General features: G+C 74.1%; 41 protein-coding genes. 36 read left to right on the top strand and 5 right to left on the bottom strand.

The features are described from left to right. Positions 1-45 precede the first annotated feature (45 nt). Entirely contained in the window at positions 46-768 is a 723-nt protein-coding gene (locus RM780_RS04315; protein ID WP_311629107.1) for a winged helix-turn-helix transcriptional regulator, read from the bottom strand. Continuing rightward, positions 765-1,583 (bottom strand): hypothetical protein, encoded by an 819-nt coding sequence (locus tag RM780_RS04310; protein WP_311629106.1) that lies wholly within the window; start codon positions 1,581-1,583, stop codon positions 765-767. Before RM780_RS04310 ends, RM780_RS04315 begins: the two co-directional genes overlap by 4 nt. Positions 1,584-1,706: 123 nt before the next feature. Between RM780_RS04310 and RM780_RS04305 the strand changes: the two genes are divergently transcribed. Then, positions 1,707-2,138, top strand: coding sequence for a pyridoxamine 5'-phosphate oxidase family protein (locus RM780_RS04305; RefSeq protein ID WP_311629105.1), 432 nt, complete (start codon positions 1,707-1,709; stop codon positions 2,136-2,138). Between the two features lie 159 nt (positions 2,139-2,297). Here RM780_RS04305 and RM780_RS04300 read toward each other — a convergent pair whose 3' ends face one another. From RM780_RS04300 to RM780_RS04290, 3 genes are all read right to left on the bottom strand, one after another. After that, positions 2,298-3,641 (bottom strand): tyrosine-type recombinase/integrase, encoded by a 1,344-nt coding sequence (locus RM780_RS04300; protein WP_311629104.1) that lies wholly within the window; start codon positions 3,639-3,641, stop codon positions 2,298-2,300. Next, positions 3,605-4,063, bottom strand: a complete 459-nt coding sequence (locus RM780_RS04295; protein ID WP_311629103.1) for an ImmA/IrrE family metallo-endopeptidase — start codon at positions 4,061-4,063, stop codon at positions 3,605-3,607. Before RM780_RS04295 ends, RM780_RS04300 begins: the two co-directional genes overlap by 37 nt. A gap of 215 nt (positions 4,064-4,278) precedes the next feature. Continuing rightward, complete coding sequence (locus RM780_RS04290) at positions 4,279-4,848, bottom strand: hypothetical protein (RefSeq protein WP_311629102.1); 570 nt, start codon at positions 4,846-4,848, stop codon at positions 4,279-4,281. A gap of 175 nt (positions 4,849-5,023) precedes the next feature. On the opposite strand from RM780_RS04290, the gene RM780_RS04285 reads away from it, so the two are divergent. The 35 genes from RM780_RS04285 to RM780_RS04120 all read left to right on the top strand — a co-directional run bounded on the left by RM780_RS04285 (position 5,024) and on the right by RM780_RS04120 (position 20,626). Beyond that, complete coding sequence (locus RM780_RS04285; RefSeq protein ID WP_311629101.1) at positions 5,024-5,257, top strand: helix-turn-helix domain-containing protein; 234 nt, start codon at positions 5,024-5,026, stop codon at positions 5,255-5,257. Next, the gene (locus tag RM780_RS04280; RefSeq protein WP_311629100.1) at positions 5,254-5,529 is read left to right on the top strand and encodes a DNA-binding protein; all 276 of its coding nucleotides are present in this window, start codon (positions 5,254-5,256) and stop codon (positions 5,527-5,529) included. The genes RM780_RS04285 and RM780_RS04280 overlap by 4 nt, the downstream gene beginning before the upstream one ends. Positions 5,530-5,621: 92 nt before the next feature. Then, on the top strand, positions 5,622-5,921 hold the full coding sequence (locus RM780_RS04275; protein WP_311629099.1) for a hypothetical protein: 300 nt from the start codon (positions 5,622-5,624) through the stop codon (positions 5,919-5,921). Beyond that, positions 5,918-6,259, top strand: a complete 342-nt coding sequence (locus RM780_RS04270) for a hypothetical protein (protein ID WP_311629098.1) — start codon at positions 5,918-5,920, stop codon at positions 6,257-6,259. Before RM780_RS04275 ends, RM780_RS04270 begins: the two co-directional genes overlap by 4 nt. Continuing rightward, entirely contained in the window at positions 6,256-6,501 is a 246-nt protein-coding gene (locus RM780_RS04265) for a hypothetical protein (protein ID WP_311629097.1), read from the top strand. The genes RM780_RS04270 and RM780_RS04265 overlap by 4 nt, the downstream gene beginning before the upstream one ends. Continuing rightward, complete coding sequence (locus RM780_RS04260) at positions 6,498-7,547, top strand: YqaJ viral recombinase family nuclease (RefSeq protein ID WP_311629096.1); 1,050 nt, start codon at positions 6,498-6,500, stop codon at positions 7,545-7,547. Before RM780_RS04265 ends, RM780_RS04260 begins: the two co-directional genes overlap by 4 nt. After that, a complete protein-coding gene (locus tag RM780_RS04255) occupies positions 7,544-8,320 on the top strand; it encodes an ERF family protein (protein ID WP_311629095.1) in 777 nt (258 codons plus the stop codon). Before RM780_RS04260 ends, RM780_RS04255 begins: the two co-directional genes overlap by 4 nt. After that, complete coding sequence (locus tag RM780_RS04250; protein ID WP_311629094.1) at positions 8,317-8,922, top strand: 3'-5' exonuclease; 606 nt, start codon at positions 8,317-8,319, stop codon at positions 8,920-8,922. Before RM780_RS04255 ends, RM780_RS04250 begins: the two co-directional genes overlap by 4 nt. Beyond that, positions 8,922-9,089, top strand: coding sequence for a hypothetical protein (locus RM780_RS04245; RefSeq protein ID WP_311629093.1), 168 nt, complete (start codon positions 8,922-8,924; stop codon positions 9,087-9,089). The genes RM780_RS04250 and RM780_RS04245 overlap by 1 nt, the downstream gene beginning before the upstream one ends. After that, positions 9,086-9,502 carry a hypothetical protein gene (locus RM780_RS04240; protein ID WP_311629092.1) on the top strand — a complete coding sequence of 139 codons (417 nt, stop codon included), beginning with the start codon at positions 9,086-9,088 and terminating at the stop codon, positions 9,500-9,502. The genes RM780_RS04245 and RM780_RS04240 overlap by 4 nt, the downstream gene beginning before the upstream one ends. Before the next feature lie 146 nt (positions 9,503-9,648). Beyond that, positions 9,649-9,891 carry a hypothetical protein gene (locus RM780_RS04235; protein WP_311629091.1) on the top strand — a complete coding sequence of 81 codons (243 nt, stop codon included), beginning with the start codon at positions 9,649-9,651 and terminating at the stop codon, positions 9,889-9,891. Continuing rightward, positions 9,888-10,112, top strand: a complete 225-nt coding sequence (locus RM780_RS04230; protein ID WP_311629090.1) for a hypothetical protein — start codon at positions 9,888-9,890, stop codon at positions 10,110-10,112. Before RM780_RS04235 ends, RM780_RS04230 begins: the two co-directional genes overlap by 4 nt. 164 nt (positions 10,113-10,276) lie before the next feature. Next, positions 10,277-10,633, top strand: a complete 357-nt coding sequence (locus tag RM780_RS04225) for a hypothetical protein (protein ID WP_311629089.1) — start codon at positions 10,277-10,279, stop codon at positions 10,631-10,633. Continuing rightward, on the top strand, positions 10,630-10,875 hold the full coding sequence (locus RM780_RS04220; protein WP_311629088.1) for a hypothetical protein: 246 nt from the start codon (positions 10,630-10,632) through the stop codon (positions 10,873-10,875). The genes RM780_RS04225 and RM780_RS04220 overlap by 4 nt, the downstream gene beginning before the upstream one ends. Next, a complete protein-coding gene (locus RM780_RS04215; protein WP_311629087.1) occupies positions 10,872-11,420 on the top strand; it encodes a helix-turn-helix domain-containing protein in 549 nt (182 codons plus the stop codon). The genes RM780_RS04220 and RM780_RS04215 overlap by 4 nt, the downstream gene beginning before the upstream one ends. Then, positions 11,417-12,088 (top strand): WhiB family transcriptional regulator, encoded by a 672-nt coding sequence (locus RM780_RS04210; RefSeq protein ID WP_311629086.1) that lies wholly within the window; start codon positions 11,417-11,419, stop codon positions 12,086-12,088. Before RM780_RS04215 ends, RM780_RS04210 begins: the two co-directional genes overlap by 4 nt. Next, on the top strand, positions 12,085-12,465 hold the full coding sequence (locus tag RM780_RS04205) for a hypothetical protein (RefSeq protein ID WP_311629085.1): 381 nt from the start codon (positions 12,085-12,087) through the stop codon (positions 12,463-12,465). Before RM780_RS04210 ends, RM780_RS04205 begins: the two co-directional genes overlap by 4 nt. Then, complete coding sequence (locus RM780_RS04200; protein WP_311629084.1) at positions 12,462-12,650, top strand: hypothetical protein; 189 nt, start codon at positions 12,462-12,464, stop codon at positions 12,648-12,650. Before RM780_RS04205 ends, RM780_RS04200 begins: the two co-directional genes overlap by 4 nt. After that, the gene (locus RM780_RS04195; protein WP_311629083.1) at positions 12,647-13,480 is read left to right on the top strand and encodes a hypothetical protein; all 834 of its coding nucleotides are present in this window, start codon (positions 12,647-12,649) and stop codon (positions 13,478-13,480) included. The genes RM780_RS04200 and RM780_RS04195 overlap by 4 nt, the downstream gene beginning before the upstream one ends. Further along, the gene (locus RM780_RS27945; RefSeq protein ID WP_449657194.1) at positions 13,477-13,725 is read left to right on the top strand and encodes a zinc finger domain-containing protein; all 249 of its coding nucleotides are present in this window, start codon (positions 13,477-13,479) and stop codon (positions 13,723-13,725) included. Before RM780_RS04195 ends, RM780_RS27945 begins: the two co-directional genes overlap by 4 nt. Next, complete coding sequence (locus RM780_RS04190; RefSeq protein WP_311629082.1) at positions 13,722-14,522, top strand: DNA cytosine methyltransferase; 801 nt, start codon at positions 13,722-13,724, stop codon at positions 14,520-14,522. The genes RM780_RS27945 and RM780_RS04190 overlap by 4 nt, the downstream gene beginning before the upstream one ends. A gap of 30 nt (positions 14,523-14,552) precedes the next feature. Next, a complete protein-coding gene (locus tag RM780_RS04185; RefSeq protein ID WP_311629081.1) occupies positions 14,553-15,392 on the top strand; it encodes a DNA adenine methylase in 840 nt (279 codons plus the stop codon). Positions 15,393-15,472: 80 nt separating this feature from the next. Further along, complete coding sequence (locus RM780_RS04180; protein ID WP_311629080.1) at positions 15,473-15,718, top strand: hypothetical protein; 246 nt, start codon at positions 15,473-15,475, stop codon at positions 15,716-15,718. Continuing rightward, positions 15,715-16,188: a hypothetical protein gene (locus RM780_RS04175; RefSeq protein ID WP_311629079.1), complete on the top strand. Its 474-nt coding sequence runs from the start codon at positions 15,715-15,717 to the stop codon at positions 16,186-16,188. The genes RM780_RS04180 and RM780_RS04175 overlap by 4 nt, the downstream gene beginning before the upstream one ends. Further along, positions 16,188-16,397 (top strand): hypothetical protein, encoded by a 210-nt coding sequence (locus RM780_RS04170; protein WP_311629078.1) that lies wholly within the window; start codon positions 16,188-16,190, stop codon positions 16,395-16,397. Before RM780_RS04175 ends, RM780_RS04170 begins: the two co-directional genes overlap by 1 nt. Then, complete coding sequence (locus tag RM780_RS04165; protein ID WP_311629077.1) at positions 16,397-16,864, top strand: hypothetical protein; 468 nt, start codon at positions 16,397-16,399, stop codon at positions 16,862-16,864. Before RM780_RS04170 ends, RM780_RS04165 begins: the two co-directional genes overlap by 1 nt. Then, on the top strand, positions 16,861-17,250 hold the full coding sequence (locus RM780_RS04160) for a DUF4326 domain-containing protein (RefSeq protein WP_311629076.1): 390 nt from the start codon (positions 16,861-16,863) through the stop codon (positions 17,248-17,250). Before RM780_RS04165 ends, RM780_RS04160 begins: the two co-directional genes overlap by 4 nt. Next, the gene (locus tag RM780_RS04155; RefSeq protein ID WP_311629075.1) at positions 17,250-17,642 is read left to right on the top strand and encodes a hypothetical protein; all 393 of its coding nucleotides are present in this window, start codon (positions 17,250-17,252) and stop codon (positions 17,640-17,642) included. Before RM780_RS04160 ends, RM780_RS04155 begins: the two co-directional genes overlap by 1 nt. A 175-nt stretch (positions 17,643-17,817) precedes the next feature. After that, positions 17,818-18,021, top strand: a complete 204-nt coding sequence (locus tag RM780_RS04150) for a hypothetical protein (RefSeq protein WP_311629074.1) — start codon at positions 17,818-17,820, stop codon at positions 18,019-18,021. After that, a complete protein-coding gene (locus RM780_RS04145; protein WP_311629073.1) occupies positions 18,014-18,205 on the top strand; it encodes a hypothetical protein in 192 nt (63 codons plus the stop codon). The genes RM780_RS04150 and RM780_RS04145 overlap by 8 nt, the downstream gene beginning before the upstream one ends. Further along, entirely contained in the window at positions 18,198-18,443 is a 246-nt protein-coding gene (locus RM780_RS04140) for a hypothetical protein (RefSeq protein ID WP_311629072.1), read from the top strand. The genes RM780_RS04145 and RM780_RS04140 overlap by 8 nt, the downstream gene beginning before the upstream one ends. Beyond that, positions 18,440-19,735: a hypothetical protein gene (locus RM780_RS04135; protein ID WP_311629071.1), complete on the top strand. Its 1,296-nt coding sequence runs from the start codon at positions 18,440-18,442 to the stop codon at positions 19,733-19,735. The genes RM780_RS04140 and RM780_RS04135 overlap by 4 nt, the downstream gene beginning before the upstream one ends. After that, complete coding sequence (locus tag RM780_RS04130; RefSeq protein ID WP_311629070.1) at positions 19,735-19,992, top strand: hypothetical protein; 258 nt, start codon at positions 19,735-19,737, stop codon at positions 19,990-19,992. Before RM780_RS04135 ends, RM780_RS04130 begins: the two co-directional genes overlap by 1 nt. Beyond that, a complete protein-coding gene (locus RM780_RS04125) occupies positions 19,989-20,327 on the top strand; it encodes a hypothetical protein (protein WP_311629069.1) in 339 nt (112 codons plus the stop codon). The genes RM780_RS04130 and RM780_RS04125 overlap by 4 nt, the downstream gene beginning before the upstream one ends. A gap of 38 nt (positions 20,328-20,365) precedes the next feature. Further along, positions 20,366-20,626 carry a hypothetical protein gene (locus tag RM780_RS04120; protein WP_311629068.1) on the top strand — a complete coding sequence of 87 codons (261 nt, stop codon included), beginning with the start codon at positions 20,366-20,368 and terminating at the stop codon, positions 20,624-20,626. The last annotated feature ends 6 nt before the right edge of the window (positions 20,627-20,632 follow it).

Below are 20,632 nucleotides of genomic sequence, written 5' to 3'. Positions count from 1 at the left end.
GCCCTCGCGTGCCCGGTCCGCGCGGTCCGCGCCTGGCCGCGCGTCCTAGGAGGGGTCCGAACGGCCTTCCGCCCGGGGAACTTGGGCGGCGCCCGCCGCCGTGCCGGTCAGCAGCTCCAGGGCGCGTTCGACCGCGGCCGGGTCCCCGGCGAATGCGGCGCGGCCCTCTCGTTCCGCCTGCCGGGGGTCGAGCAGTCCGACGGCGATGTCCGCCAGGGTGGGCACGTCCAGGGTGGCGATCACGTCCGGCTCGCGCGCCGGCCGTTCCCTCGCCACCGCCGGCGCGCCGCCCTCGACGACCACCCACACCACGGCCCCGCCGGCGAGGCGGAACTCGTAGCAGTCCCCCGGACCGTCCGCGGCGGAGGACCCGACCGACCCGATCGGCCGGAGCGAGGAGCCGAGGACGAACGCCAGCCAGTCGCCGCGGAACGCCCCCTCCCCCGGCTCCGGGTCGAGCCGCGTGGCTCCCCAGATGGTGAGCGGCGCCAGGGCGCGGGCGAGCACGGCGCCGCGGTCGGTGAGCTCGTACACCACGCCGCCCGCGGGGCGGGGGGCCGCGGCGCGGCGGACGACGTCCTGCTCCTCCAGGTGGCGCAGGCGGTCGGCCAGCAGGCTGGTGCCCAGGCCGGCGAGCCCGGCGTGCAGCTCCCCGAACCGCTTGGGGCCCAGCGCGAGTTCGCGCACGATGATCAGGGTCCAGCGCTCGCCGACGAGGTCGAGGGCGCGGGCGAGGCCGCAGTACTGGCCGTAGGTTCGTCGGCTCACGAGGCCGCAGCGTAGCCGAGCCCCCTGCCGGGGGCGCGGCCCGGGCGGTCCCGGCGCCCCGGACGCAGCAGCCCGGCGAGCACCACGTAGTGCAGCGCGGTCGCGAAGGGCACGAGGTAGCCGGGGAAGAGCAGCATCGGCAGGTCCAGGAAGGCCGCGGTGTCGGGCGGGCCCTCGAAGACCTGCCCGGCACCGGGGGCGTGCAGCCGGCCCAGCGTGACGGCCATCCACATGTCGGCCAGCCCGGCGAACTGCCAGGCCAGGAACGCGCGGCGCCACCCCGAGCCCGGGCGCAGCAGGTCGTCCGGGCGGGCCCAGGCGACCCAGGCGGCGAGCGGCGCGGTCGCGCCCACCGCGATGTCTCCCCAGGCGGCGGGCAGGGCGAAACCGGAGGGCAGGTCGCCGCGGCCGTGCAGGATCAGGAACACCGCGCCGATACACCGCGCCGTCTCCACCCCCGTCAGCAGCACCGGCCCGGCCCGGCCGCCCAGCGCCGCGCGCAGCGCTGGAACGCGCCGCGCCGCGACCGCGATCAGCACGCTGGGCAGCAGCCAGGCCAGCCCGGCCGCGACGCCGGTGTAGGTGCGGACCTCGCCGAAGACCGCGCCGCTCACCGTCAGGGCCACCAGCAGCAGCCCCCAGCCGGCCAGCGCGGCGGCGACCGCCGCGCCGAGCCGTAACGGCCGTGGCAGGCCGGCGGCCCGGGCTCCGGCGGTCACCACGCCGAGGCCGATCAGGGGCACCAGCCCGGCCAGAACGGCCACGGGCAGCGCCACGGACAGGGGTATGCCGGGGATCTCGCTCACGCTCTCCACACCCCGACGCTACTTTGAAAACAAGTAGCCAACAACCTCTTCTTGCAGTCCATTCGGCGCGCACGCCCGGGCGCCGCGTGCCGTCGCGAGGGTCTGTCAGTGGGCGTGCCTACAGTCGGGGGCATGGCACTGACTCGTGACGAACGCGAAGAGTTCCTGGCCGCGCCGCACATCGCCGCCCTCGCGGTGGACGCGGGCCCCGGCCGCGGCCCCCTGGTGGTCCCGATCTGGTACGCGTACGAGCCCGGCGGCCGGCCCTGGGTCCTCACCGGCGCCGACTCCCGCAAGGCGCGCCTGATCCGCGCCGCCGGCCGCTTCAGCCTGATGGTCGAACGCCTGGAGCCCACGGTCCGCTACGTCTCCGTCGAGGGCCCGGCCGAGCTCACCCCCGCCGACGAGGCGACGCACCGCACGATGGCCTCCCGCTACCTGACGGGCGCCCCCCTGGACGCCTACCTCACGATGGCCCGCGACTTCGGCCCCCAGGTCGTCATCCACCTGACCCCCACCCACTGGCTCAGCTCCGACATGGGCTCCCCAACGGGCCCGGCCTGAGAACGCGCCGGGCGACGGGCCGGTGTGCCCGGCGGCGGGGGGCGGCTTGGCGGGCGCGAAAGCGCAAAGCGGCGGACGAGTCGGCCTCTAAGCCGGGTTCTGATCATCTCCCTCAGCGATGCCCTGGCTGACCTGCCCAGACGGCGGATCTGTCGCCGCTCAACCGCCGTGAGGGGGTTGTGAGGGAGTTCCAGCCGCTACCGGCGTCTGAGGCGTCTCGGGGCCGCGCAGCCAGGCGCCCAGCGCGGCAACCCCGCGGCGCCCGGCGTCCGGCAGGAAGTGGATGTACGTCCTGAGCGTGAACGCCGGATCGGAGTGCCCCAGCCACTTTGCCACCTGGTCGATCGTCTCGCCAGCCTGGAGCACAACCGAGGCGAAGGTGTGCCGGAGCACGTGGAAGCCGTCCTCACGCGGCATGGCCCACGTGGTCCGCCGGAGCGCCTCCTGCCCCTGGCGGGGGATGAGGGTCCGCTCCGGGGCCTGGATAACGCCGGCCCGGGCCAGGGCCGGCTTCCACTGCTTCTCATCCCACGTGGTGCGGTTGATGGCCCCCCCAGACTTGCCCTTAGTGCGCGGCGTGGTGGTGAGAAGCAGCACCGTCCTCATGGGCCGCTCATCCCAGGCCAGACTCGGCCGGTCGGGGTCCACCCACGGCAGCGTCACCTCCACCGGCGGGTACTCCTCCATGTGCGCCTTGATGGCCTCGGCCAGCTCGGGCGGGCACGGCGCATCCCGCTCCTTCCCGCGCTTCGGCGGGGCGAACGCCAGCTTGCCGCTGATCTTCACCACCTGCCGGGCGATGTGTACGACCTCGCCATCCACATCACCCGGGGAGAGGCCGAACGCCTCCCCTTGCCGCAGGCCGGCGCCGACCGCGACGTCCACCAGGATCCGGTAGCGGGGGGCCAGCTGACCGCGGACAGCCGCCACGGTGGCCTGCGGCCACGCCTTGGCCTTCGACTTCGGCTTCGTGGGCGGGATGAGGTCCGGGTCGCGGAACGGGTTGGCGGGAATCTTCTTGGCGCCCCTGGCCGCCTGCATGATCGAGGAGAAGTAGCTCCAGATCACGCGGGCGGTCCCGACATCCACGTCCCGCTCGACCCGGGTCAGCCACCACTTGATCTCATCGGCGCCGATGTCGGCGAGCCGGTGGTGGCCCATGTGCGGGAGGATGTGGTTGAAAACGCCGGAGCGCATCGACTCCTTCGTCCCGGGCGCGCGGCGGAGCGTGGGCCACCAGGTGGCCTCGACGTACTCGCGGAGCGTCGTCTCTCCTGCCCGCGGGTCGTAGAAGTCCCCGCGGGAAGCGTCGGTGGCGGCCTGCTTGAGCCACGCCTTCGCGGGTTCCAGGGCGGCGAATGACCGCTTGCGGACTCCGGGGATGCCGCAGACGCGGTACCGCTTCGTCTTGCTGCCGTAGAGCTTGGTCCGCTCCCTCTTCCCGGTCTTGGGGTTGGGCCGCTTCGTCAGCCAGCGGTCCTCGATGTAGCCCTTGTCGGCCATGGCCATCCCTCCCCGTCCAGGTCGTGCAGTCGGATGCGCAGCATGCGCTCCGTGACGTTCAGCTCTGCGGCGGCGGCGCGGATGTCCGGCGCCCACTGCGCGACCGGGGCGAGGTCGCTGATGGCGATCAGCTTGCGGGCGGCCTCGCGGTCGGCGTACCGCTCCTGCCGCACGGCCGCCGGCCCGGGGGCGCACCCGTCATCGCCGATCAGGACGTGCTCCACCTCATGCGCGAGGATGCATCGCTCCTGGGTGGCCGAGAGTCCAGAGGCGAGGATCACTGTACGGCGGGAGGCGCACCAGACTGCCCAGGTATCGCGCATCCACATGCGCACGACCGGTATGGCCAGCTGCTCCAGGACAGACACGGGCGAGTAGGCGAGGCCGAGTGTCGCCAGGGCTGCGACCTGCGTATTGGACATACGTCTCCCCCGGGTACGAGGTGCGTGGGTGGGAGGCGCGCCGCTCGGCACCATATGTACCGCAACCGTGTGCCCGCCGCTAGGAATCTATCAAAAATTCATCAACCCATGCCATGCTCGGGCAAATTGGGGCATGCGGCAGCAAGCCCGGCCCGGCGGCGGGTTACGGGGTACCCAATGAGACATACGGCATATGCCGAAGGTTGTACAGGAGTTCACCCGGCTGACGGGTCGCCGCTCTCGAAGAACTCCCGGATGCGCTCGGCGTCATCATCGGCCGGGCCCTCCCCTGGCGCGTGGGGGCGATACGCGGCGAGCCCGAAGCGCCCCTGAGGGCCGCCCACGGGGATGGAGCGGACCAGGCGGTGGGCTAGGTCGTCGAACTGGTCCCGCAAGTCGGGATCGCCGCCGAGGGCGGCCACTTGACGGCTGAACGCGTACACCTGCGGCAGCGCTTCCAGCACGGCCTCCCGGCCTGAGGCTTGCTCGGCCTCGGGGCGCACTTCCTGGCGCAGAACGACCGCCGGCTCCTCGCCGTTGAGGATGCGGTCGGACGCACCGTAGGGCCACCCGAGCGCCGCCACTGTGGGTTCCAGGGTCCGCGGCTTCTTCCCGGTAGACCGGTGCAGGCCCCGCTCCAGGTCGCCGATGGAGCGGGAGGTTACGGAGCCGCCCTGCCGCTTGACCCGTTCAGCCAGTTCCTCGCGGCTCGTGATGCCCTGGCGGATGCGGTCATCGCGGATGGCGTCCCCCAGGCGCTTCCACGCTTCGGGGCCCCAGGTCATATCTTCCGCCTCCACAGCCACAGGCAACAGCAGGAAACAACAGGCAACAGCCTACCCGCTGGTACGCGCTTGAGTCAGACCCCATCCCGCCAGATGGACACTCGCTTCCTGTAGCTTCCTACAAATTCTCATCGAGCGCTTGCTCTTCTTCCTCTTTCTTCCTAATGTTTCCCCCATGCAAGCGCGAGGAGAGACGATCCGGCGCCGGCGCATTGAGAGCGGCTACGGCCTGCGGGACTTCGCCCGCCTCGCCGGCGTCTCGCCCTCGTGGCTCTCCCGGATCGAGAGAAACAAGGCCAACCCCAGCCCTGACGTGCTCAAACGCATAGCCCTGGCTCTCCAGGACGCCAGCCGCACCAGGGACGCGATCGCCGAGATCGCGCAGACCACAGGAAGAGAGGCGACATGAACGAGTCCCCCCACCTCACCGTCGAGCAGCTCGCCAAGAGGTGGCACACCACGCCGCAGGGCATCTACACCCGCCGGCACCGCGGCAGGGCCCCCGAGGCTCTGGAAGACGGCCGGAAGCTCCTCTTCCCCCTGTCGGAGGTCGAGCGCTTCGAGGCCGAGCAGCTGGCCAGGCGCCGGAAGGCGCGGCAGGCCGCGATGCGCCCGGCCGAGGCGACGCGCCCCGCGTCCCGCCCCCGGGTGCCGCGCCACACCACGCCCGCCGCCGCCTGACGCGCCCCTGCGGGCAGTCCCGCCCGGCAGCGGGACCGCCCTTCCCCCCATCCGATCGCTGATCTGGCTGTATCGATCGAAAGGAGGAGCCCGTGGTGGCTCCCAGTATCACCCCTGGCCGCGGCCAGGATACGGTCCCGGCCGCCGCCGTGGCGGACCTGATTTCGGCTGTCCGGGAGGCGTTGACGCTTCCGGAGCCGGTGGATGTGGCTGGCGCGGAGGCCCGTGCCCGGCTGTTGGACATGCGTGCGACGCATGTGGCTGGCGCGCTGGCCGCCTACGACGGGCCGAGCATTCTGTCGGCGATCACGTCCGTGGTGCGGGACGGGATGCGCCGGACTCCCGCCACCTACCCCACGCGCGGCGTCGAGGCCGCTGGGGGTGCGTCGTGAGCGGGCCGATCCGGGCCGCGTGCGGCCCCCACCCCATCCACATCACCCCCACCACGCTCGGCGCCAAGGTCGACGTGTCCGCCTGGCTGAAGCGCGTGATCCGCGACCTCGTCACCGAGGACGCCGAGACGCTCCAGCAGATCCGCGAGTGGGACGAATACGCCACCCACGACGCGACGACCGACATGCAGCGCGCCCACGGCCGCCGCGAAGTCGACCAGCGGATCGAGGCCCTGGCCGAGAAGCACGGGGCGCTGATGACGACCGTCCCCCAGGCGGTGCGCATCGCGCAGGCGCTCAACGAGGCGGCGGCCACGCACGAGAGGACCGCGGCATGAACCGCCTTCCCGAAGAGGACGCTGCCCTGTCCGAGCGCACGGCGGCGCAGCCGTCGGGCTGCCGCTGGTGCGGCATCCCCAAGCGCCCCCACGCCCGCCGGTGGACGGCCGCCGCTGGCTGGCACGCCTGGCAGGCCCCGACCGACGCCCAGATCCTCGCCCGGATGCGGGCCCGCCGAGCCAGGCGCCTGGCGGCACGAATCGCGGCCTGCGCGCCGCAGGAAGCGAGGGCAGCGGCATGACGACGACCGTGCAGCCCGGGGCAGTCGCCCCGGGCGCCGGCCGGAGGGCCACCCCCACCGGCCGCCTCATCCTCCCCGCCGACGCCGACCGCGACACCTGGCTCAACGCCCGCAGGCAGGGCCTCGGCTCCAGCGACATCGCCGCCATCCTCGGCATCAGCCGATTCGGCAACGCCCTGTCCGTCTACTACGACAAGATCGGCGGCCTCCCCCTCGAAAGCGACGACTCCGAGCCCGCCCTGTGGGGGCGGCTGAACGAGGAGACCGTCGCCCGCGAATGGGCCCGCCGCAACCGCTCCGTCGTCCGCCGCGTCGGCCTCGTCGCCAACATCGACCGCCCGTGGCAGATGTGCACCCTCGACCGCCGCGTGCTGGAGTGCCCCCTCGCCGACGGTCGCGAGCGGTGCGCCCTTGAGGTGAAGTGCCGCGACAAAATGAAGGCGCCGCAGTGGCGCACCGGCTGCCCGGACGACGTCCTCGCGCAGACCCTCTGGCAGGCCGACGTCTGCGGCTACGACCATCTGCACGTAGCGGTCCTGATCGGCGGCAACGACTACCGGCAGTTCGTCGTCCGCGTCGGCGACCACCAGCAGCTCATCGCCGACCTGCGCACCGCCGGCGCGAACGCCTGGCAGCAGATCACCCAGCGCACCCCGCCCGCCCTCGCCGGAGACGCCGACCCCGACGTCCTCCTCGCCCTGTACGAGCAGCTCCACCCGCACCGCGACGGGGGGTTCGTCCAGATCGCCCGCGAGGAGCAGGCGCACGACGACCTCACCGAGTACGTGCAGGCCGCCGCCGACGAGACCGACGCGAAGAAGCGGAAGACCGCGGCGAAGGCCCGGCTCGTCGCCCGCCTCGGTAACGCCGAGCAGGCCCTCGTCGGCGACCGCATCGCCTACGCCTACGAGCCCGCCTCCCGGGAGCACGTCGATGTCTCCCGGCTGCGGGCGGAGTTCCCCGACGCCTACGCGGCGTGCGTGGAGGACCGCACCCACCGCCGCCTGACCATCCCCACCGCGATCCGGAAGAGGTATGCCGCATGACGACTCTGGCTGAACGGGCCGCCGCGGCGGCGGGGCGCGACGGCGCGCCATCGCCCGCCGCCGAGCCCGACGAATTCTCCCTCACCGCCCCTGCGGCCGACCCGATGGCCGACTACGAGCCCGGCGACGGCGACCCCGAGATGGTCCCGGTCCACATCGCGTGGCTCCGCGTCCGTCGCGACGTCCGCGCCATCGGCAAGGGCGAGGAGTACAACGAGCGCGGCACCCGCTACTCCTACCGCGGCGCCGACACCGTCGTGCAGCACTTTGGGCCCGTCACCCTCAAGCACGGCGTGCACGTCCTCCCGGTCCGCGTCGAAGCCCAGTACGGGGAGAAGCTGACCAAGGCCGGCAGCAAGATGCGTGAGTGCTCCGTGGTCGTGACGTGGCACGTCATGGGCCCCAAGGGCGACACGCTCACGCTCCAGTCGGCGGGTGAGGCGCTCGACACCTCCGACAAGAGCACCACCAAGGCGCAGACGGTCGCGCTGCGGACGCTGCTGCTGACCGGCGGCCTGATCCCGACGGGGGACCGTGACCCGGACGCCGAGCGGATCGAGCGCGGTATCGAGGCTCCGGCCCGGTCTGCGGAGTCGTACCGCGACGAGATCCTCGACCCGAAGACCAGCCCGGGCCGGCTTCAGCAGATCGGCTACGAGCTGAGCAACCTCCGGATGATGGGCGCCCGTGTCTCGAACGAGACGGGCGAGCCGGAGACGTTGGAGTCGCTCGGCCGCCGGATCTACAACGAGCGCACGGGCGGTGCGTCATGACCGCCCTGGCGTTCGTCGACTGCGAGACGTCGGGCCTGGACCCGCAGCGGCACGAGGCGTGGGAGATCGCCGTCATCCGCCGCGAGAACGACCACGACATCGAGCGGCTGTGGCAGATCCGCCTCACCCCGTTCCAACTGGCCGCCGCCGACCGGGAGGCACTGAAGGTCGGCCGCCACTATGAGCGGGCGGTCGTCCCTCACGGCAAGTACGCGATGGCGATGCCCACCGGCACGGACGGCGAGCAGTACCCGGTCGGCGCAGCCGAACTGCACGCCTGCATCGAGGAGATGCTGCGCGGCGCGGTCCTGGTCGGCTCCAACCCCGGCTTCGACGCGGCGTTCCTCGCCAAACTGCTGGGCGTCTCCGGCCCGGACGTGCCGTGGCGCTACCGGCCGGTGGACATCGCGACCCTGGCCGCCGGCCACGTCTACGCGACGCGGCAAGTCGGGCAGCCCGAACCGCGGGTGCCGTTCTCCTCCCGGGAGTTGTCCCGCGCGGTGGGCGTGGAGCCGCCGGGTGAGGACGTGGCGCACACCGCGCTCGGCGACGCCGTGTGGGCTCGCGACGTGTACGACGCGGTGACGGGCGGTGCGCGGTGATGGCGGGGTGGCTGTGCCTGGCCGCGGTCGCCGCGGTGGGCGTGGCGGCGGTGGTGCTGGGCGCCTGCATGGCTGGGGCGGAGACGGGCCCCGTGCCCCCGCCCGAGCGCGGTGACCTGGCCACCGTGCTTGCTGCCCAGCGCTCCCCGGAAGGCGGTGCGCGGTGAACTTCGACGACTACGACGCGCTGGCCGCGGAGGCCCGGCCCGAGCCGCCGTTCAGCTGCGGCACCGAGCGGGATGAGTGGATCGCCCGCACCTGCCGGACGTGCATCCACGACCGGGAGCAGCGCACCGACCCGGTCTCGGGCCCGGGCTGCCCGCTGCCGATGATCGCGCTGGTCGCCGAGCGGACCCCGATCCAGTGGTTCGCGACGGACGGCCCGGACCTGTGGCGCTGCATCGAGTACCGGCACGAGAACGACGGCCCGGGGCCGGAGCCGCAGCCGGTCCCGGACCCGCCCGGCCAGCTCGTGCTGGCGCCGAGGGAGCCGTTCGAGGGCGTGCGGATGCTCACCCCCCTCGACCCGGACCTGCTGCCTGCCGTGCTGCGCCGCCACGCCGTCACCGACGGCCCCTGATCCCGGGGTGCCGCCCATCCTTCCCCGCGCCGCGGCGGCACCCCGACCCCGACTGATCCGCCCCACGGTTCCGCCGCCCGGATGCCACAGGCCGGGCGGCGGAACCCCCAACCACACACCCGCCACTCCCGAGAGGACCAACACCCATGAGCCAGCCCGTCACCATCCCGCCGCAGGTCGCCGCCCACGTCCTGTTCCACGAGGGGCACGGCGGCTACCCCGCCGGGTCGTTCACCACGAAGCTCCTCGCCGCGTGGACGTCCGCCGACGACGCGAACGCCGCGCGCCTCGCCGACGCGTTCCCCGCCTATGGAGCCGCCATCGCCCTCTTCCGGCGCGGCGAACTGGCCCGGCTGCGCGCCATCGCCGAGAGCGAGGACCCGCGATGACCGCCCGGCAGTTGATCCACGACTACCTCACTGGCCGCGCCGCCTGCATGCGCCCCCGAACGGACACCGCAGCGGACACCCTCCTGAACGCCTACCACGCGCAGGTACGCGACGAAGTGCTGCGGGAAGCGGCCGACGAGCTGGACGCGCACTGCGAGCAGCACGGCGTGTTCGGCGTGGGCGACCGCCTGCGCCGCAAGGCGAACGAGGCCGCCGCGTGACCGCCGCCGACCTCGCCGCCTGGGCACTACGCATCGGCATCGCCGTCGCCGTCTGGCTCGCGATCGCCCCCTTGGCCGACCGCCGCGCCAAGCGCAACCACCCCTGACGCCGTACCCGCCCGCCCGACACGGGCGGGTCGGCACCACCCCAAGGAGTAGCACACATGGCTGACAGCCCGCGGCCCCGCCGCCTCACCCCCGCCGAACGCCTCGCCGCCGACGCCCGCGACACCACCCTCGCCCGCATCATCGCCGACACCAGCGCCTGGGACCTGGCCGTCGTCAAACGCGCCATCCTCGCCCACGGCCGCGCCCTCGACACCTTCTCCGCCAACGACTTCCGCGAACTGCTCCCCGACCAGGGCGCCGGATACGTCGGGGCCGCATGCCGCGCCCTGGCCGCCTCCGGCCTGCTCCAGCACACCGGCACCTACGTGCCCTCCACCCTGGCGAGCACCCACGGCCACCGCATAGCGGTCTACCGGCTCGCCCCGCCGGCCGAGGGGAGGGCCGCAGCGTGAGCGACACCGCCTGGATCTGCGCCTACCTGGCCCTCGTCGGCGCCACCGTGCTGGCGCTGGCCGTCGTCCTCGACAGCGCCCCCCGCCACCGCCAGCAGGCCGCGCGCGAGGCCCGCATCCGCCGCCAGGCCGAAACGTGGCTCGCCGTCCGCGTCGAGCAGCGCCTCCGCGAACTCGAAACCTGCGAAGCCCTGTGGCCCGACGCCCCCGCCTGGCCCGAGCGTGAGGAGGAAGAGCTGTGACCCGCACCCTGCCCGAGCACGGAACCCGCGCCTGCTACCTCCGAGGCTGCCGCCGCCCCGAATGCCGCCAAGCACACCAGCACTACATGGCCCGCCTCAAGCTCGACCACCACCGCGGCCAGCGCCGCCGCGTCGACGCCGCACCAGCCGCTCAGCGCGTCCGCGAACTCCTCGCCGCCGGCTGGCTCTACACCCACATCGCCGACGTCGCCGCAACCTCCCGCCGCGCCGTCGCCGCGCTCGCCCACGGCGACGTCCGCACCATCGCCCCCCGCACCGAGACCGCGATCCTCTCCGTCCAGCCCGACACCGCAGGCCCCGCCACCATCCGCACCGACCCCCTCGGGCCCGTCGACCTCGTCGCCGTCGAACGCGCCCTCGACCACGGTCGGCCCCTCCCGCCCCTCACCGCCGCCGACCGGCGCCACGCCGCCATCACCGCCACCGCACGCGGCTGGAGCGCCCACGACATCGCCAGCCGCCTGAACATCGCCGAACGCACCGTCACCCGCTGGCGCCGACAGTCCAGGGAGGCAACGCCGTGAGGATCCGAGCCGACGTCGCCGACCTGATCCGCGCCGGGCTGCCCGTGCGCGAGATCGCCGCCCGCGCCCACGTGTCCGCCAAGACCATCGCCCGCGCCCGCCGCGCACTACAGCTCCCCCCGGTCCCCACCGGGTGCGCCCCCGCACCCAGCCTCCGCGCCTACATGACCGCCCGCACCCGCCGCACTCCCGACGGGCACCTCATCTGGACCGGGCCGATCAGCGAACGCGGCCCCCGCGTCCGCTACGGACACCGCGAGGGCTCCGCCCGCACCGCATGGTGGGAAATCACCCACGGCCGGCCCCCGCACGGCAGGCCGCGGCCCGCCTGCGGCATCCCCCTGTGCCTCGCGCACCTCACGCACGCCGCACCCATGACCCCCCCGGTCGCGCCCCGGCCCGCCCGGATCGACCCCGCCCGTTGGCAGCAGCACGGCCTGTGCCTCCACCCCGACGCAGACCCCACCTGGTGGGACCAGGACACCATCGCCACCGCAAACGGCCGCCGCGCCTACAACTGGTGCCTGGACTGCCCCGTCCGACGCAACTGCCTGGACACCACCCTGCGCGACGAGGCCGGCCTGCGCCCCTCGCAGCGCCAGGGCATCCGCGGCGCCACCACTCCCGACCAGCGCGCCCGCCTCGCCAAGAAGGCGAGGCGCTCATGACCACGCTCACGCTCTTCGACGCCGCCGACATCACCGGCCTGTGCGACCACTGCGGGCACACCCCCGCCACCACCCGCCTCGCCTGGGCGCCGAACCTCCTCGTCCACGTCTACGCCACCCCGGACGCGAACGCCCGCTACGCCCAGGCCAACGGCGTCCGCTACCGCCTCGCGCCCCGCCGCAAGGCCGCGTGCGACTGGTGCGCCTGGCTCCTGGGCTGCGCCTACTGGGACGCCACCTACGCCTGCCCCACCGGCCGCTGCGCCCTGTGGGCCCACACCTGGGACCAGCCCGGCTACGCCTGCGCCCGCCACCACCACGAAGACACCGTCGTGTGGCGCGAGGCCCTCAACACCCGGGCGGGGGTGACCGCGTGAACGCCCCGCGCCGCGACGGGCGCTGCAACCACGGCCGCACCCCCTGCGGCGCCCCCGCCCGCTTCTACCCCTGCGGCTGGCGCTGCGACCGCCACCAGCCCGCCCTCCTCGCCGGCCGCGCACCACCACCCCACTCCGACCCCATCCGGCCCACCGACACCCCGCAGCGAGACGAGAGACCGTGAGCACACCCGAGGACCGCCCGGCGAGCGGAAGCGTCCCCAACTCCTGGGGCAACGCCCTGGCCTGGAAGTGGGCGCCCGCCCTGCCCACCGCGCTGCGCCGCGGTGGGTTCCTCACCCTGCTCTACGCCCTCCGCGCCATGGCCAACGCCAGCGGCGAACTCCGCTTCCACGGGGACCGCAAGCCGATCCGCATCCAGGACATCGCCAAGGCCGCGGGCGCCCGGGAGAAAGATGCCAGGCGCTACCTGAACGCCGCGATCGCCGCCGGGGTTGTCGGCGTCGTCGGGCAGCAGCGCCGCGGGCGGCCCTCCCTGTACGTCCTCCTGATGGCCCCGACCCCGCTGTGGGCCGCCGCCGAAGACTCATTGAAGGCAAGTCAGCGCTCGGCGGGGAAGACGCCTCCGCCATGGGAGCGCGGTGAGGAAAGTTCGGGCCACCGCGGCCCCTATGAGTTCGGGCCACCGCGGCCCGAACTTTCGGAGGAACAGCCGGACAAAGTTCGGGCCACCGCGGCCCCTATGAGTTCGGGCCACCGCGGCCCGATTGGTTCGGGCCACCGCGGCCCGAACAACCCAGGGATAGCCATGGAACTACCCCAAGAGATGGCTGGCCTTGTCGAGCAACCACAGGTGGATGGTCGCCCCGGCCGAACAGATCTCGATCAATCCCAGGGACAAGACGGCCACGACCCTGCCGCGCCGCCGCCGCCAACCCGGCCCCGCGACCCCACCCGCTGCGAAACCTGCGACGGCCGCATGATCCCCCGCCGCGACCGGCCCCGCACCATCTGCCACGCCTGCGAAACCCAAACCGCGAGGACCGCCTCATGACCCGCCTGACCACACTCCGCGCCCTGCTCGGTGGCGCCCGCCGGCACCCGGCCCGCGCTGTCGCCTGCCCGCACTGCCACGCCGCCCCGCACATCGCCTGCACCACCGCGGGCCGCGGCAGGCGCATGACCGGCCTGCACCCCGCCCGCATCACCGCATGGACCCGACACGAGGCCGCATCCGGATCCGCCGCCGACCGCGCGCCCGTCCGGACGCCTGGCGCGGCGGACGGAGGCACGCGGTGAGCGGCCCCCGTATCGGGTCGCTGTGCACCGGCTACGGCGGCCTCGACGACGCCGTCCAGCAGGTGCTCGGCGGCGAGCTGGCGTGGGTCGCCGACCCCGACCCCGGCGCGGCGGCGATCCTCGCCCACCACCACCCCACCGTGCGCAACCTCGGCGACATCACCGCCACCGACTGGACGACCGTCGAGCCCGTGGACGCGCTCACCGCCGGTTTCCCCTGCCAGGACGTGTCCGTCGCCGGCCTCCGCGCTGGCATAGCACCCGGAACCCGCTCCGGCCTGTGGGCGCACGTCGCCCGCGCCATCCAAGCCCTCAATCCCCGAATCGTGGTGATCGAAAATGTCCGAGGACTCCTCTCGCAGCCAGCCGATCGCGGTATGGGACCCGGCGGCACGCCTCTGGCGGAGTCCGAACCCGGACCTCTTCGGGCACTCGGAGCCGTACTCGGCGACCTGGCCGACCTCGGGTTCGATGCGGAATGGCTGGGCCTGCCCGCCAGTGATCCCCGCATCGGAGCGCCGCACGAGCGGTGGCGCGAGTTCATCCTCGCGTGGCCCGCTGCTGAAGACCCCTACCGCCCAGCTCGCGAAGAACGGCGGCCCGCAGCACCCGGACAAGCGCAGGGCCGGGGGGCACGGGCCACGGCGGTGCCGGGCCTGGACCGGGAGGCGCAGCTGCGGGCGATCGGTAACGGCGTGGTGCCCCGCCAGGCGGTGCTCGCGCTGCGGCTGCTCCTGGCCCGCGCCCCGGAAGCCGCCGCTGGCCCGCCCGTGTCGTGTCCGGCGCCTGCCGCATGACCCCGCCCCGCCAACCCGAGAGGACCCGGCATGACCCGCTCGCCCGTCCCGTACTTCGGCTCCAAGATGCGCGTGGCCGACTGGATCGTCAGCCAGCTCCCCGCCCACCGGCACTACGTGGAGCCCTACGCCGGCGGCCTGTCCGTGCTGCTCGCCAAGGAGCCGTCCGTGATGGAGACCGCGAACGACCTCGACCACGAGCTGGTCACGTTCTGGCGTGTCCTCCGCGACCGGCCCGAGCAGCTGCTGCGCGCCTGCATGCTCACCCCGCACTCCCGCGCCGAACTCGCCGCCGCGCACGAGCCCGCGCCGCCGGGTGACGACCTGGAGCTGGCCCGCCGCATCTGGTGCCGGCTCGCGCAGGGCCGCGCCGGGACGCTCCGGAACACCGGGTGGCGGCACTACATCGACCCCGCCGGGTCGAGCATGTCGATGCCGGGCTACATGCAGGCCTACCGGGACCGGCTGGCCGCGGCGGCGGAGCGTCTGGCGCACGTGTCGCTGGAGTGCCTGCCTGCCCTTGACCTGATCCGGAAGTACGGCCAGCACGACGGCGTGCTGCTGTACGTGGACCCGCCCTACCTCGGCTCGACCCGGCCGTGGAGCAACTACCGCGTCGAGATGCGCGACGAGGCGGAGCACCGGGACCTTGCGGCCGCGCTGTCCGGCTGCCGCGCCGCGGTCGTCCTGTCCGGCTACGACTCCCCGCTGTACGCCTCGCTGTACGCCGGCTGGCACCGCGCGGAGCGGCAGACCATGACCGGCAACGCGCGCGGCGCGAAGGGCCGCACGGAGGTGCTGTGGTCCAACCGGCCCCTGGCTGCCGGGCCCGACCTGGATCTGTTCGCCGCGGCGGACCTCCCCGCATGACCGCGCCCGCTGGTGTGCCGCCCCGCTCAACCCGGGGCGGCACCCGTCAACCGAACCACGACACCGCCCTGGAGGGCCACATGACCGACACCACCACCATGACGCACGCGCCGCTGCTCATCTTCGCCGGGCCCGTGGAGTGCCTGGAGCGCGAGTGCGAGGAGTACGCCACCGAGGACGGCCACGACGACCCGGGCGTGGAGCGCTGCTCCCACATCCGCGTCGAGGAGGTCTGCGCCGGGTGCTCCACGCAGACCGACGACGGCGAGTTCGTGGCCGTCGTGGCGTGGCCGTGCCGGACCGCCGACGCTGGGGGTGCCAAGTGACCGACGCCGCCAACACCCCGACGCCGCCGGATCTGGACGCGCTGCGGGCCCGGCTCCTCGCCGCCCGCCGCCTGCGCCAGGCCCGCCGCGGCGACCTGGGGCCCGTCATCGCCACGCTGCACCGGTTCGCCGACGCGCTGGAACGCGACGATGTGCGCACCAGCGCCCTGCGGGCCCGGGCCGGGGGGAGCCGCGGCCGGCTCGGGGTGCCGCCGTCCTTCGGCTGCGACCTGATCCACCGGGCGGCGATCGGCGGCTTCGAGGCGTGGCGCGCGGAGTGGCTGCGGCTGCTGCGGACCGAGTCGCTCGACGCGGCCCGGGCGTGGAGCGCGGGGCTGTACGAGACGGAGCACCGGGTCGCCGGCCTGGTGTACCCGGACGGGGCGGTCTCGGGGCCGGTGACTGCGGCCGAGGTGCGGGCGTTGGCGGGCGAGCTGGCCGCCAGCGCCGCCGCTGGGGGTGGGGCGTGATGGCCGCCCGTCCCCGCCGCGTCGATCGTCTCGGCCGCCCCGTGCTCACCCCGGAGCAGCAGCGGATCGCCGACGACCTCCACGTCCGGGCGCTCGCTCTGCGAACCGCGTCCGACGGCGAACTGTCGATCTCGGACGCCGTCGCCCTGGCCGCCGTCCAGCTCGGCCTCGAACCCCCGCAAACCGACACCGAAGGGACTGGAGACTGATGACCCGAGGAACCGACTACCCGACTCAGGGCCCGGGAGCGCCGCTGTACGGCCCTGAGAGCGCCGAACCCCCCGCCTCCGGCACCGAGGAGCGACCGGGGGGTCTGAACGGGCCGCAGACGGGCGCACAGAGCCTCGCCGCCCCCGCCGTGACTGCTGAGCCCGCCGCCGAGACCCGCATCCTCACCCTCCGCGTCACCGGCGCACCCGACCTGCCCAACGCCTACGGGCCGACGATCGCCCCCCACACCCTCAAGATCACCTACGAGTGGCAGCCTCCGGCCCACCGCCAGTCGTGGTTCACCCCGGGCCGCACCATCGTGCAGGTCACCGGCGCCCGCCGCCTCGCCTCCGGACGCGTCGGCCGCCAGGAGATCACCCGCGACCTCTACCAGCGCCTGAACGAGTGGCCCGCGTGGGTGTCGGCCCTGGTCGCCGCCCACATGCCGCAGGGGTGGGACCAGTGACCGCCCCCCGCCGTGTGCAGCGGACCCGCCGCGCCGGGCAACCCGGCATGCCGCCCGGCGCCCGGTACGTCGGCCGGGGCACGCGCTGGGGCAACCCGAGCCGCGTCGTCTACCGCAAGGACAGCGGCGGCTGGCACGTCGAGACCGACCACGGCTCCGGCGTCGGCACCTGGCCGGACCCGGCCGGGGCCCGCCGCTTCGCCACCGAGGCGTACCGGGCGTGGATCCGCCAGCCCGAGCAGGCCGACCTCCGCGCCGCCGCGCGCGCCGAGCTGGCCGGGCGCGATCTTGCCTGCTGGTGTCCGCTGCCCGCGCCCGGCGTGCCCGACCACTGCCACGCGGCGGTGCTCCTGCAAATCAGCAACAGCCCGGCGGAGGTGGCGTGATGGCCAGCGGCACACCCCGCCTGTGGGAAACCGACCACCCGTACTACTGCACCGAGGGCAACTACTACGCCCGCCCCGTCGACGGACTGCACACCCTCTACGACTCCTGGGCTGCCTTCCACGCCGAGTGGGGCGACCTCGACCCGGACCTGAACCTCGTCTTCCGCTGGGACTGGCACCGCCCCGACCCCGACGGCGACGAGGTGCCGCCGGACACCCTGAAGGTGTTCTGGGTCCTCCAGCGCAAGGCGATCCTTCGCTCGACCGAGTGCGTCGTCACCGAGGCCGACGAGCCTGCTGTCCGGGCGTGGCTGGCCGAGCGGGCGCGAACGGTTCGGGCGATCTGGGAGCCGCTGCTCGACGCGCCGAACCCGGCGGGGGTGACGTCGTGACCGGCCCGTCTTCGACGCCGCGCCGAGACCGCAACGGCACGCCGGGCGCCGCCTGGGAGACGGAACTCGTCTCGACCGGCGAGGAGTACGCCCCGGACGGCGCCGAGCCGCCCCGCGCGAACCGCGCCGCACGCCGCGCAGCAGCACGTCGCAACCGCAACCGGAGGAACCGGCGATGAGCACCTACGCCTACCTCGCGATCCGCTGCGACGTGGCGGGTTGTTATGCGGAGACCCACACCTCTCACCACGTCGACACCTACACCGAACTGCGTCGCCTGCGCAGCGCGGACGGCTGGCGGACCCGGCGCCACCCGCGCGGCGGGCCGCTGCTCGACCTGTGCCCCGACCACGCCCGCGAGGAGACCCGCCGTGCCTGAGCCCGAGTTCCCCCTCACCGTCGCGTTCCTCGGCGACCCGTACCGGCACCGCGCCCGCTGGGAACCAGGCGGGGACACCGTGCGCACCGCCTGCGGCAAGCAGGGCCCGCACTCCAGCAACGGCTGGAACCGCCCCGGCTGCCCGAACTGCGCCGCGCCCACCGAGGAGCCGTCCTGTGCCTGACCTGTCCCGCCTCGTCTGGAACCCGGCCGCCCGGTACCCGCTGCTGGTGCAGCTCTCCGGGGGCCGTGTCCGGCACTACGCCCGCCAGGCGCGGGCCGGCGGCAGCAGCGTCGTCACCCCGTGCCGCAAGAGCGGCGCCGTCACCGGTGACGGCGCCGGGCTGCCGGTGTGCGCGGCCTGCGCCCGCCGCCCCAACCCCATCAGCCAGCAGACCGCCCACCGCAAGGAGACCCCGTGACCGACAACGACTCGACGCAGCAGCCCGAGCCCGCCGACCCCCCGCGCCGTCTGGCGTCGGACATCCGCCTCGCGGTCGCCTTCAACGCCCTCGGCGCCGCCGTCCGGGCGTCCGGCGACTGGCTGCGGCTGTCCACCCGGGACTCGGCCGCCCGCGCGGTCCTGGCTGCACTCGACCAGGCGGAGCAGCAGGCCGCCGCCGGGGGCCCGATCACCCTGGAACTCGCCGCGCACACCGAGCCGGCCCGCCTGGCTGACCAGCTCGACGAGTTCATCGCGGACGCCGCCGCGTTTGGCGCGGACCCGGCGTGGCTGCGGGGGGCCCGCTGCATCACCGGCCGCCTCCGCCTCGCCCAACCCGGCGCGCTAGTGGTGGACGGCGAGGAGGACGCCGCCGAGGCGCCGCCGACCGACATCGGAACGGCGATCGCGGCCAGCCTCTCCGCCTCCTCCAGCGGCCCGCTGCCGTGGCCCCCGCCGCCCGACCGCCGGGGAGCCGCGCTGCGTGCCGACCTGGTCCGGGTCCTCGCCACCCTGCCCGCCTGCGCGGACTGCGGGCAGCGGCACCCCGGGACGTGCGACGAGTGGGAGCGGTCCGCCGTCTATCGCTGGGCGTTCGGGCCCGCTGCCGCCGCTGCTACCACGCCGCCCTCCCCGGAGCCCATCGCCGCGCCGGGCGGGCTGCGCGAGGAGATCGCGGCGGCGATCGTCGCCGGAGGCGGCTGCGTCGACCTCGCGGCTGCCACCGACGCCGCCCTTGCCGTGGTCGAGGCGCACCTTGCCGCGCACGCCCGGGAGGCCGAGCGCAAAGCCGGAAGCCTCCGCGCCCGCGCCGACGAACTCGCCCATGCCCAGACGCAGTTGGAATCCGATCTCGCTCGCTACGAGGAAGTCGTCGGCGAGATGAACGCGCAGGCGATCCGGCTGACCCGCCGCGCCGAGGAGGCTGCCCGCCGCTGCGACTACCTCCAGGGCAGCGTCGTTCCCGACCTCCGCCGGGACCTGGGCGAGAGCGAGCAGACCGTAGCCCGGTGGCGCGACCGCGCCGAGACGGCCGAGGCCGCGCTCGCCGTCAACCCGCCCGGCGGCACCGGTGAGGTACTGCCGCCCGAGATCCTCGCGCGCATCACCACCCGCCAGTACCTGTCCACCGCCTGCGACACCGCCCAAGCCCTCGCCGCCGAAGGGCTCGACGAGCATGCCGAGCGGCTGCACGCGCGGTGCCGGCGCAACCACAAATTCACCGGCGCCCTGTGCGTCTGCGAGTGCCACAACGAAACGCAGGAGGCGTGATGGTGTGCCCCCGCTGCTGCGCGGCGGCTGATGCCCGCGCGCCCCGCGACCAGCACTGCGACGCCAACGGCGGGCCCGGCGCGGCATGCGACTGCGCCCACCGCGTCGAGCGGTACAGCGACGCGCCTGACCCCGACTGCGACTGCCAGCCCCCGCGCCCCGGGGGCCACGACGCCCACTGCCTCGCCCTCTGTACCGACCCCGCCGCCGACCACACCAACGGCTGCCCCCGAACCCCCAAGGAGACCCGCGCGTGAGCTACGACATCAGCCTGTGGATGAAGGTCGACACCGGCGGCCCAGAGCCCGTCGAGATCGAACTCGCCGACATCGGCAACTACACGAGCAACGTTGGCCGCATGTGGGTCGACGCGCTCGGCCACCGGCTCTCCGACCTCAAGGACCGCACCGCCAGGAACTGCATCGACGCCCTCACCCGCGCCGTCGCCGCCATGGAAGCCGACCCCGCGAAGTACGAGGCGATGAATCCGCCCAACGGGTGGGGCGACTACGACGGCGCCCTCGACTACCTGCGGCGCCTGCGCGCCGCGTGCCTCGCCCACCCCAACGCCACCATCCACATCAGCCACTAACCCCCCGAGACGCTCCCAGCCCCGAAGGAGCCCACGCCGTGAGCGACAACGGCTGTGACCTTGATCTCGACTGGCGCTTCACCCAGACCTGCCCCGGCGACCCGACCGCCAGCGGCTGGGTACCACCCGTCGGCGAGCACATCCTCGTCGTCCGCGACCGCGACGGCGCGTCCCACTGCGGCGTGGTCGACGACAACCGGTGCGGCCTGTTCCTCACCACCTGCTGCTGCGGGCGAGCAGTGCTGACCGCAGCCCTGTGGTGGGCCACGCCCACCCAACCCTGCACCGCCCCCCACTAGCCCCCC

The sequence above is a fragment of the Streptomyces boetiae genome (genome assembly GCF_031845405.1).
GTDB lineage: Bacteria > Actinomycetota > Actinomycetes > Streptomycetales > Streptomycetaceae > Streptomyces > Streptomyces boetiae.
This window is presented reverse-complemented; position numbering and strand designations above follow the sequence as displayed.

Bases quoted from the DNA above. Each gene is read 5' to 3' on its own strand.
- RM780_RS04305 (WP_311629105.1), top strand. From the start codon at position 1,707: ATGGCACTGACTCGTGACGAACGCGAAGAGTTCCTGGCCGCGCCGCAC.
- RM780_RS04300 (WP_311629104.1), bottom strand. From the start codon at position 3,641: ATGGCCGACAAGGGCTACATCGAGGACCGCTGGCTGACGAAGCGGCCC.
- RM780_RS04295 (WP_311629103.1), bottom strand. From the start codon at position 4,063: ATGTCCAATACGCAGGTCGCAGCCCTGGCGACACTCGGCCTCGCCTAC.
- RM780_RS04290 (WP_311629102.1), bottom strand. From the start codon at position 4,848: ATGACCTGGGGCCCCGAAGCGTGGAAGCGCCTGGGGGACGCCATCCGC.
- RM780_RS04285 (WP_311629101.1), top strand. From the start codon at position 5,024: ATGCAAGCGCGAGGAGAGACGATCCGGCGCCGGCGCATTGAGAGCGGC.
- RM780_RS04280 (WP_311629100.1), top strand. From the start codon at position 5,254: ATGAACGAGTCCCCCCACCTCACCGTCGAGCAGCTCGCCAAGAGGTGG.
- RM780_RS04265 (WP_311629097.1), top strand. From the start codon at position 6,256: ATGAACCGCCTTCCCGAAGAGGACGCTGCCCTGTCCGAGCGCACGGCG.
- RM780_RS04260 (WP_311629096.1), top strand. From the start codon at position 6,498: ATGACGACGACCGTGCAGCCCGGGGCAGTCGCCCCGGGCGCCGGCCGG.
- RM780_RS04255 (WP_311629095.1), top strand. From the start codon at position 7,544: ATGACGACTCTGGCTGAACGGGCCGCCGCGGCGGCGGGGCGCGACGGC.
- RM780_RS04250 (WP_311629094.1), top strand. From the start codon at position 8,317: ATGACCGCCCTGGCGTTCGTCGACTGCGAGACGTCGGGCCTGGACCCG.
- RM780_RS04245 (WP_311629093.1), top strand. From the start codon at position 8,922: ATGGCGGGGTGGCTGTGCCTGGCCGCGGTCGCCGCGGTGGGCGTGGCG.
- RM780_RS04235 (WP_311629091.1), top strand. From the start codon at position 9,649: ATGAGCCAGCCCGTCACCATCCCGCCGCAGGTCGCCGCCCACGTCCTG.
- RM780_RS04230 (WP_311629090.1), top strand. From the start codon at position 9,888: ATGACCGCCCGGCAGTTGATCCACGACTACCTCACTGGCCGCGCCGCC.
- RM780_RS04225 (WP_311629089.1), top strand. From the start codon at position 10,277: ATGGCTGACAGCCCGCGGCCCCGCCGCCTCACCCCCGCCGAACGCCTC.
- RM780_RS04205 (WP_311629085.1), top strand. From the start codon at position 12,085: ATGACCACGCTCACGCTCTTCGACGCCGCCGACATCACCGGCCTGTGC.
- RM780_RS27945 (WP_449657194.1), top strand. From the start codon at position 13,477: ATGACCCGCCTGACCACACTCCGCGCCCTGCTCGGTGGCGCCCGCCGG.
- RM780_RS04185 (WP_311629081.1), top strand. From the start codon at position 14,553: ATGACCCGCTCGCCCGTCCCGTACTTCGGCTCCAAGATGCGCGTGGCC.
- RM780_RS04180 (WP_311629080.1), top strand. From the start codon at position 15,473: ATGACCGACACCACCACCATGACGCACGCGCCGCTGCTCATCTTCGCC.
- RM780_RS04170 (WP_311629078.1), top strand. From the start codon at position 16,188: ATGGCCGCCCGTCCCCGCCGCGTCGATCGTCTCGGCCGCCCCGTGCTC.
- RM780_RS04165 (WP_311629077.1), top strand. From the start codon at position 16,397: ATGACCCGAGGAACCGACTACCCGACTCAGGGCCCGGGAGCGCCGCTG.
- RM780_RS04155 (WP_311629075.1), top strand. From the start codon at position 17,250: ATGGCCAGCGGCACACCCCGCCTGTGGGAAACCGACCACCCGTACTAC.
- RM780_RS04150 (WP_311629074.1), top strand. From the start codon at position 17,818: ATGAGCACCTACGCCTACCTCGCGATCCGCTGCGACGTGGCGGGTTGT.
- RM780_RS04130 (WP_311629070.1), top strand. From the start codon at position 19,735: ATGGTGTGCCCCCGCTGCTGCGCGGCGGCTGATGCCCGCGCGCCCCGC.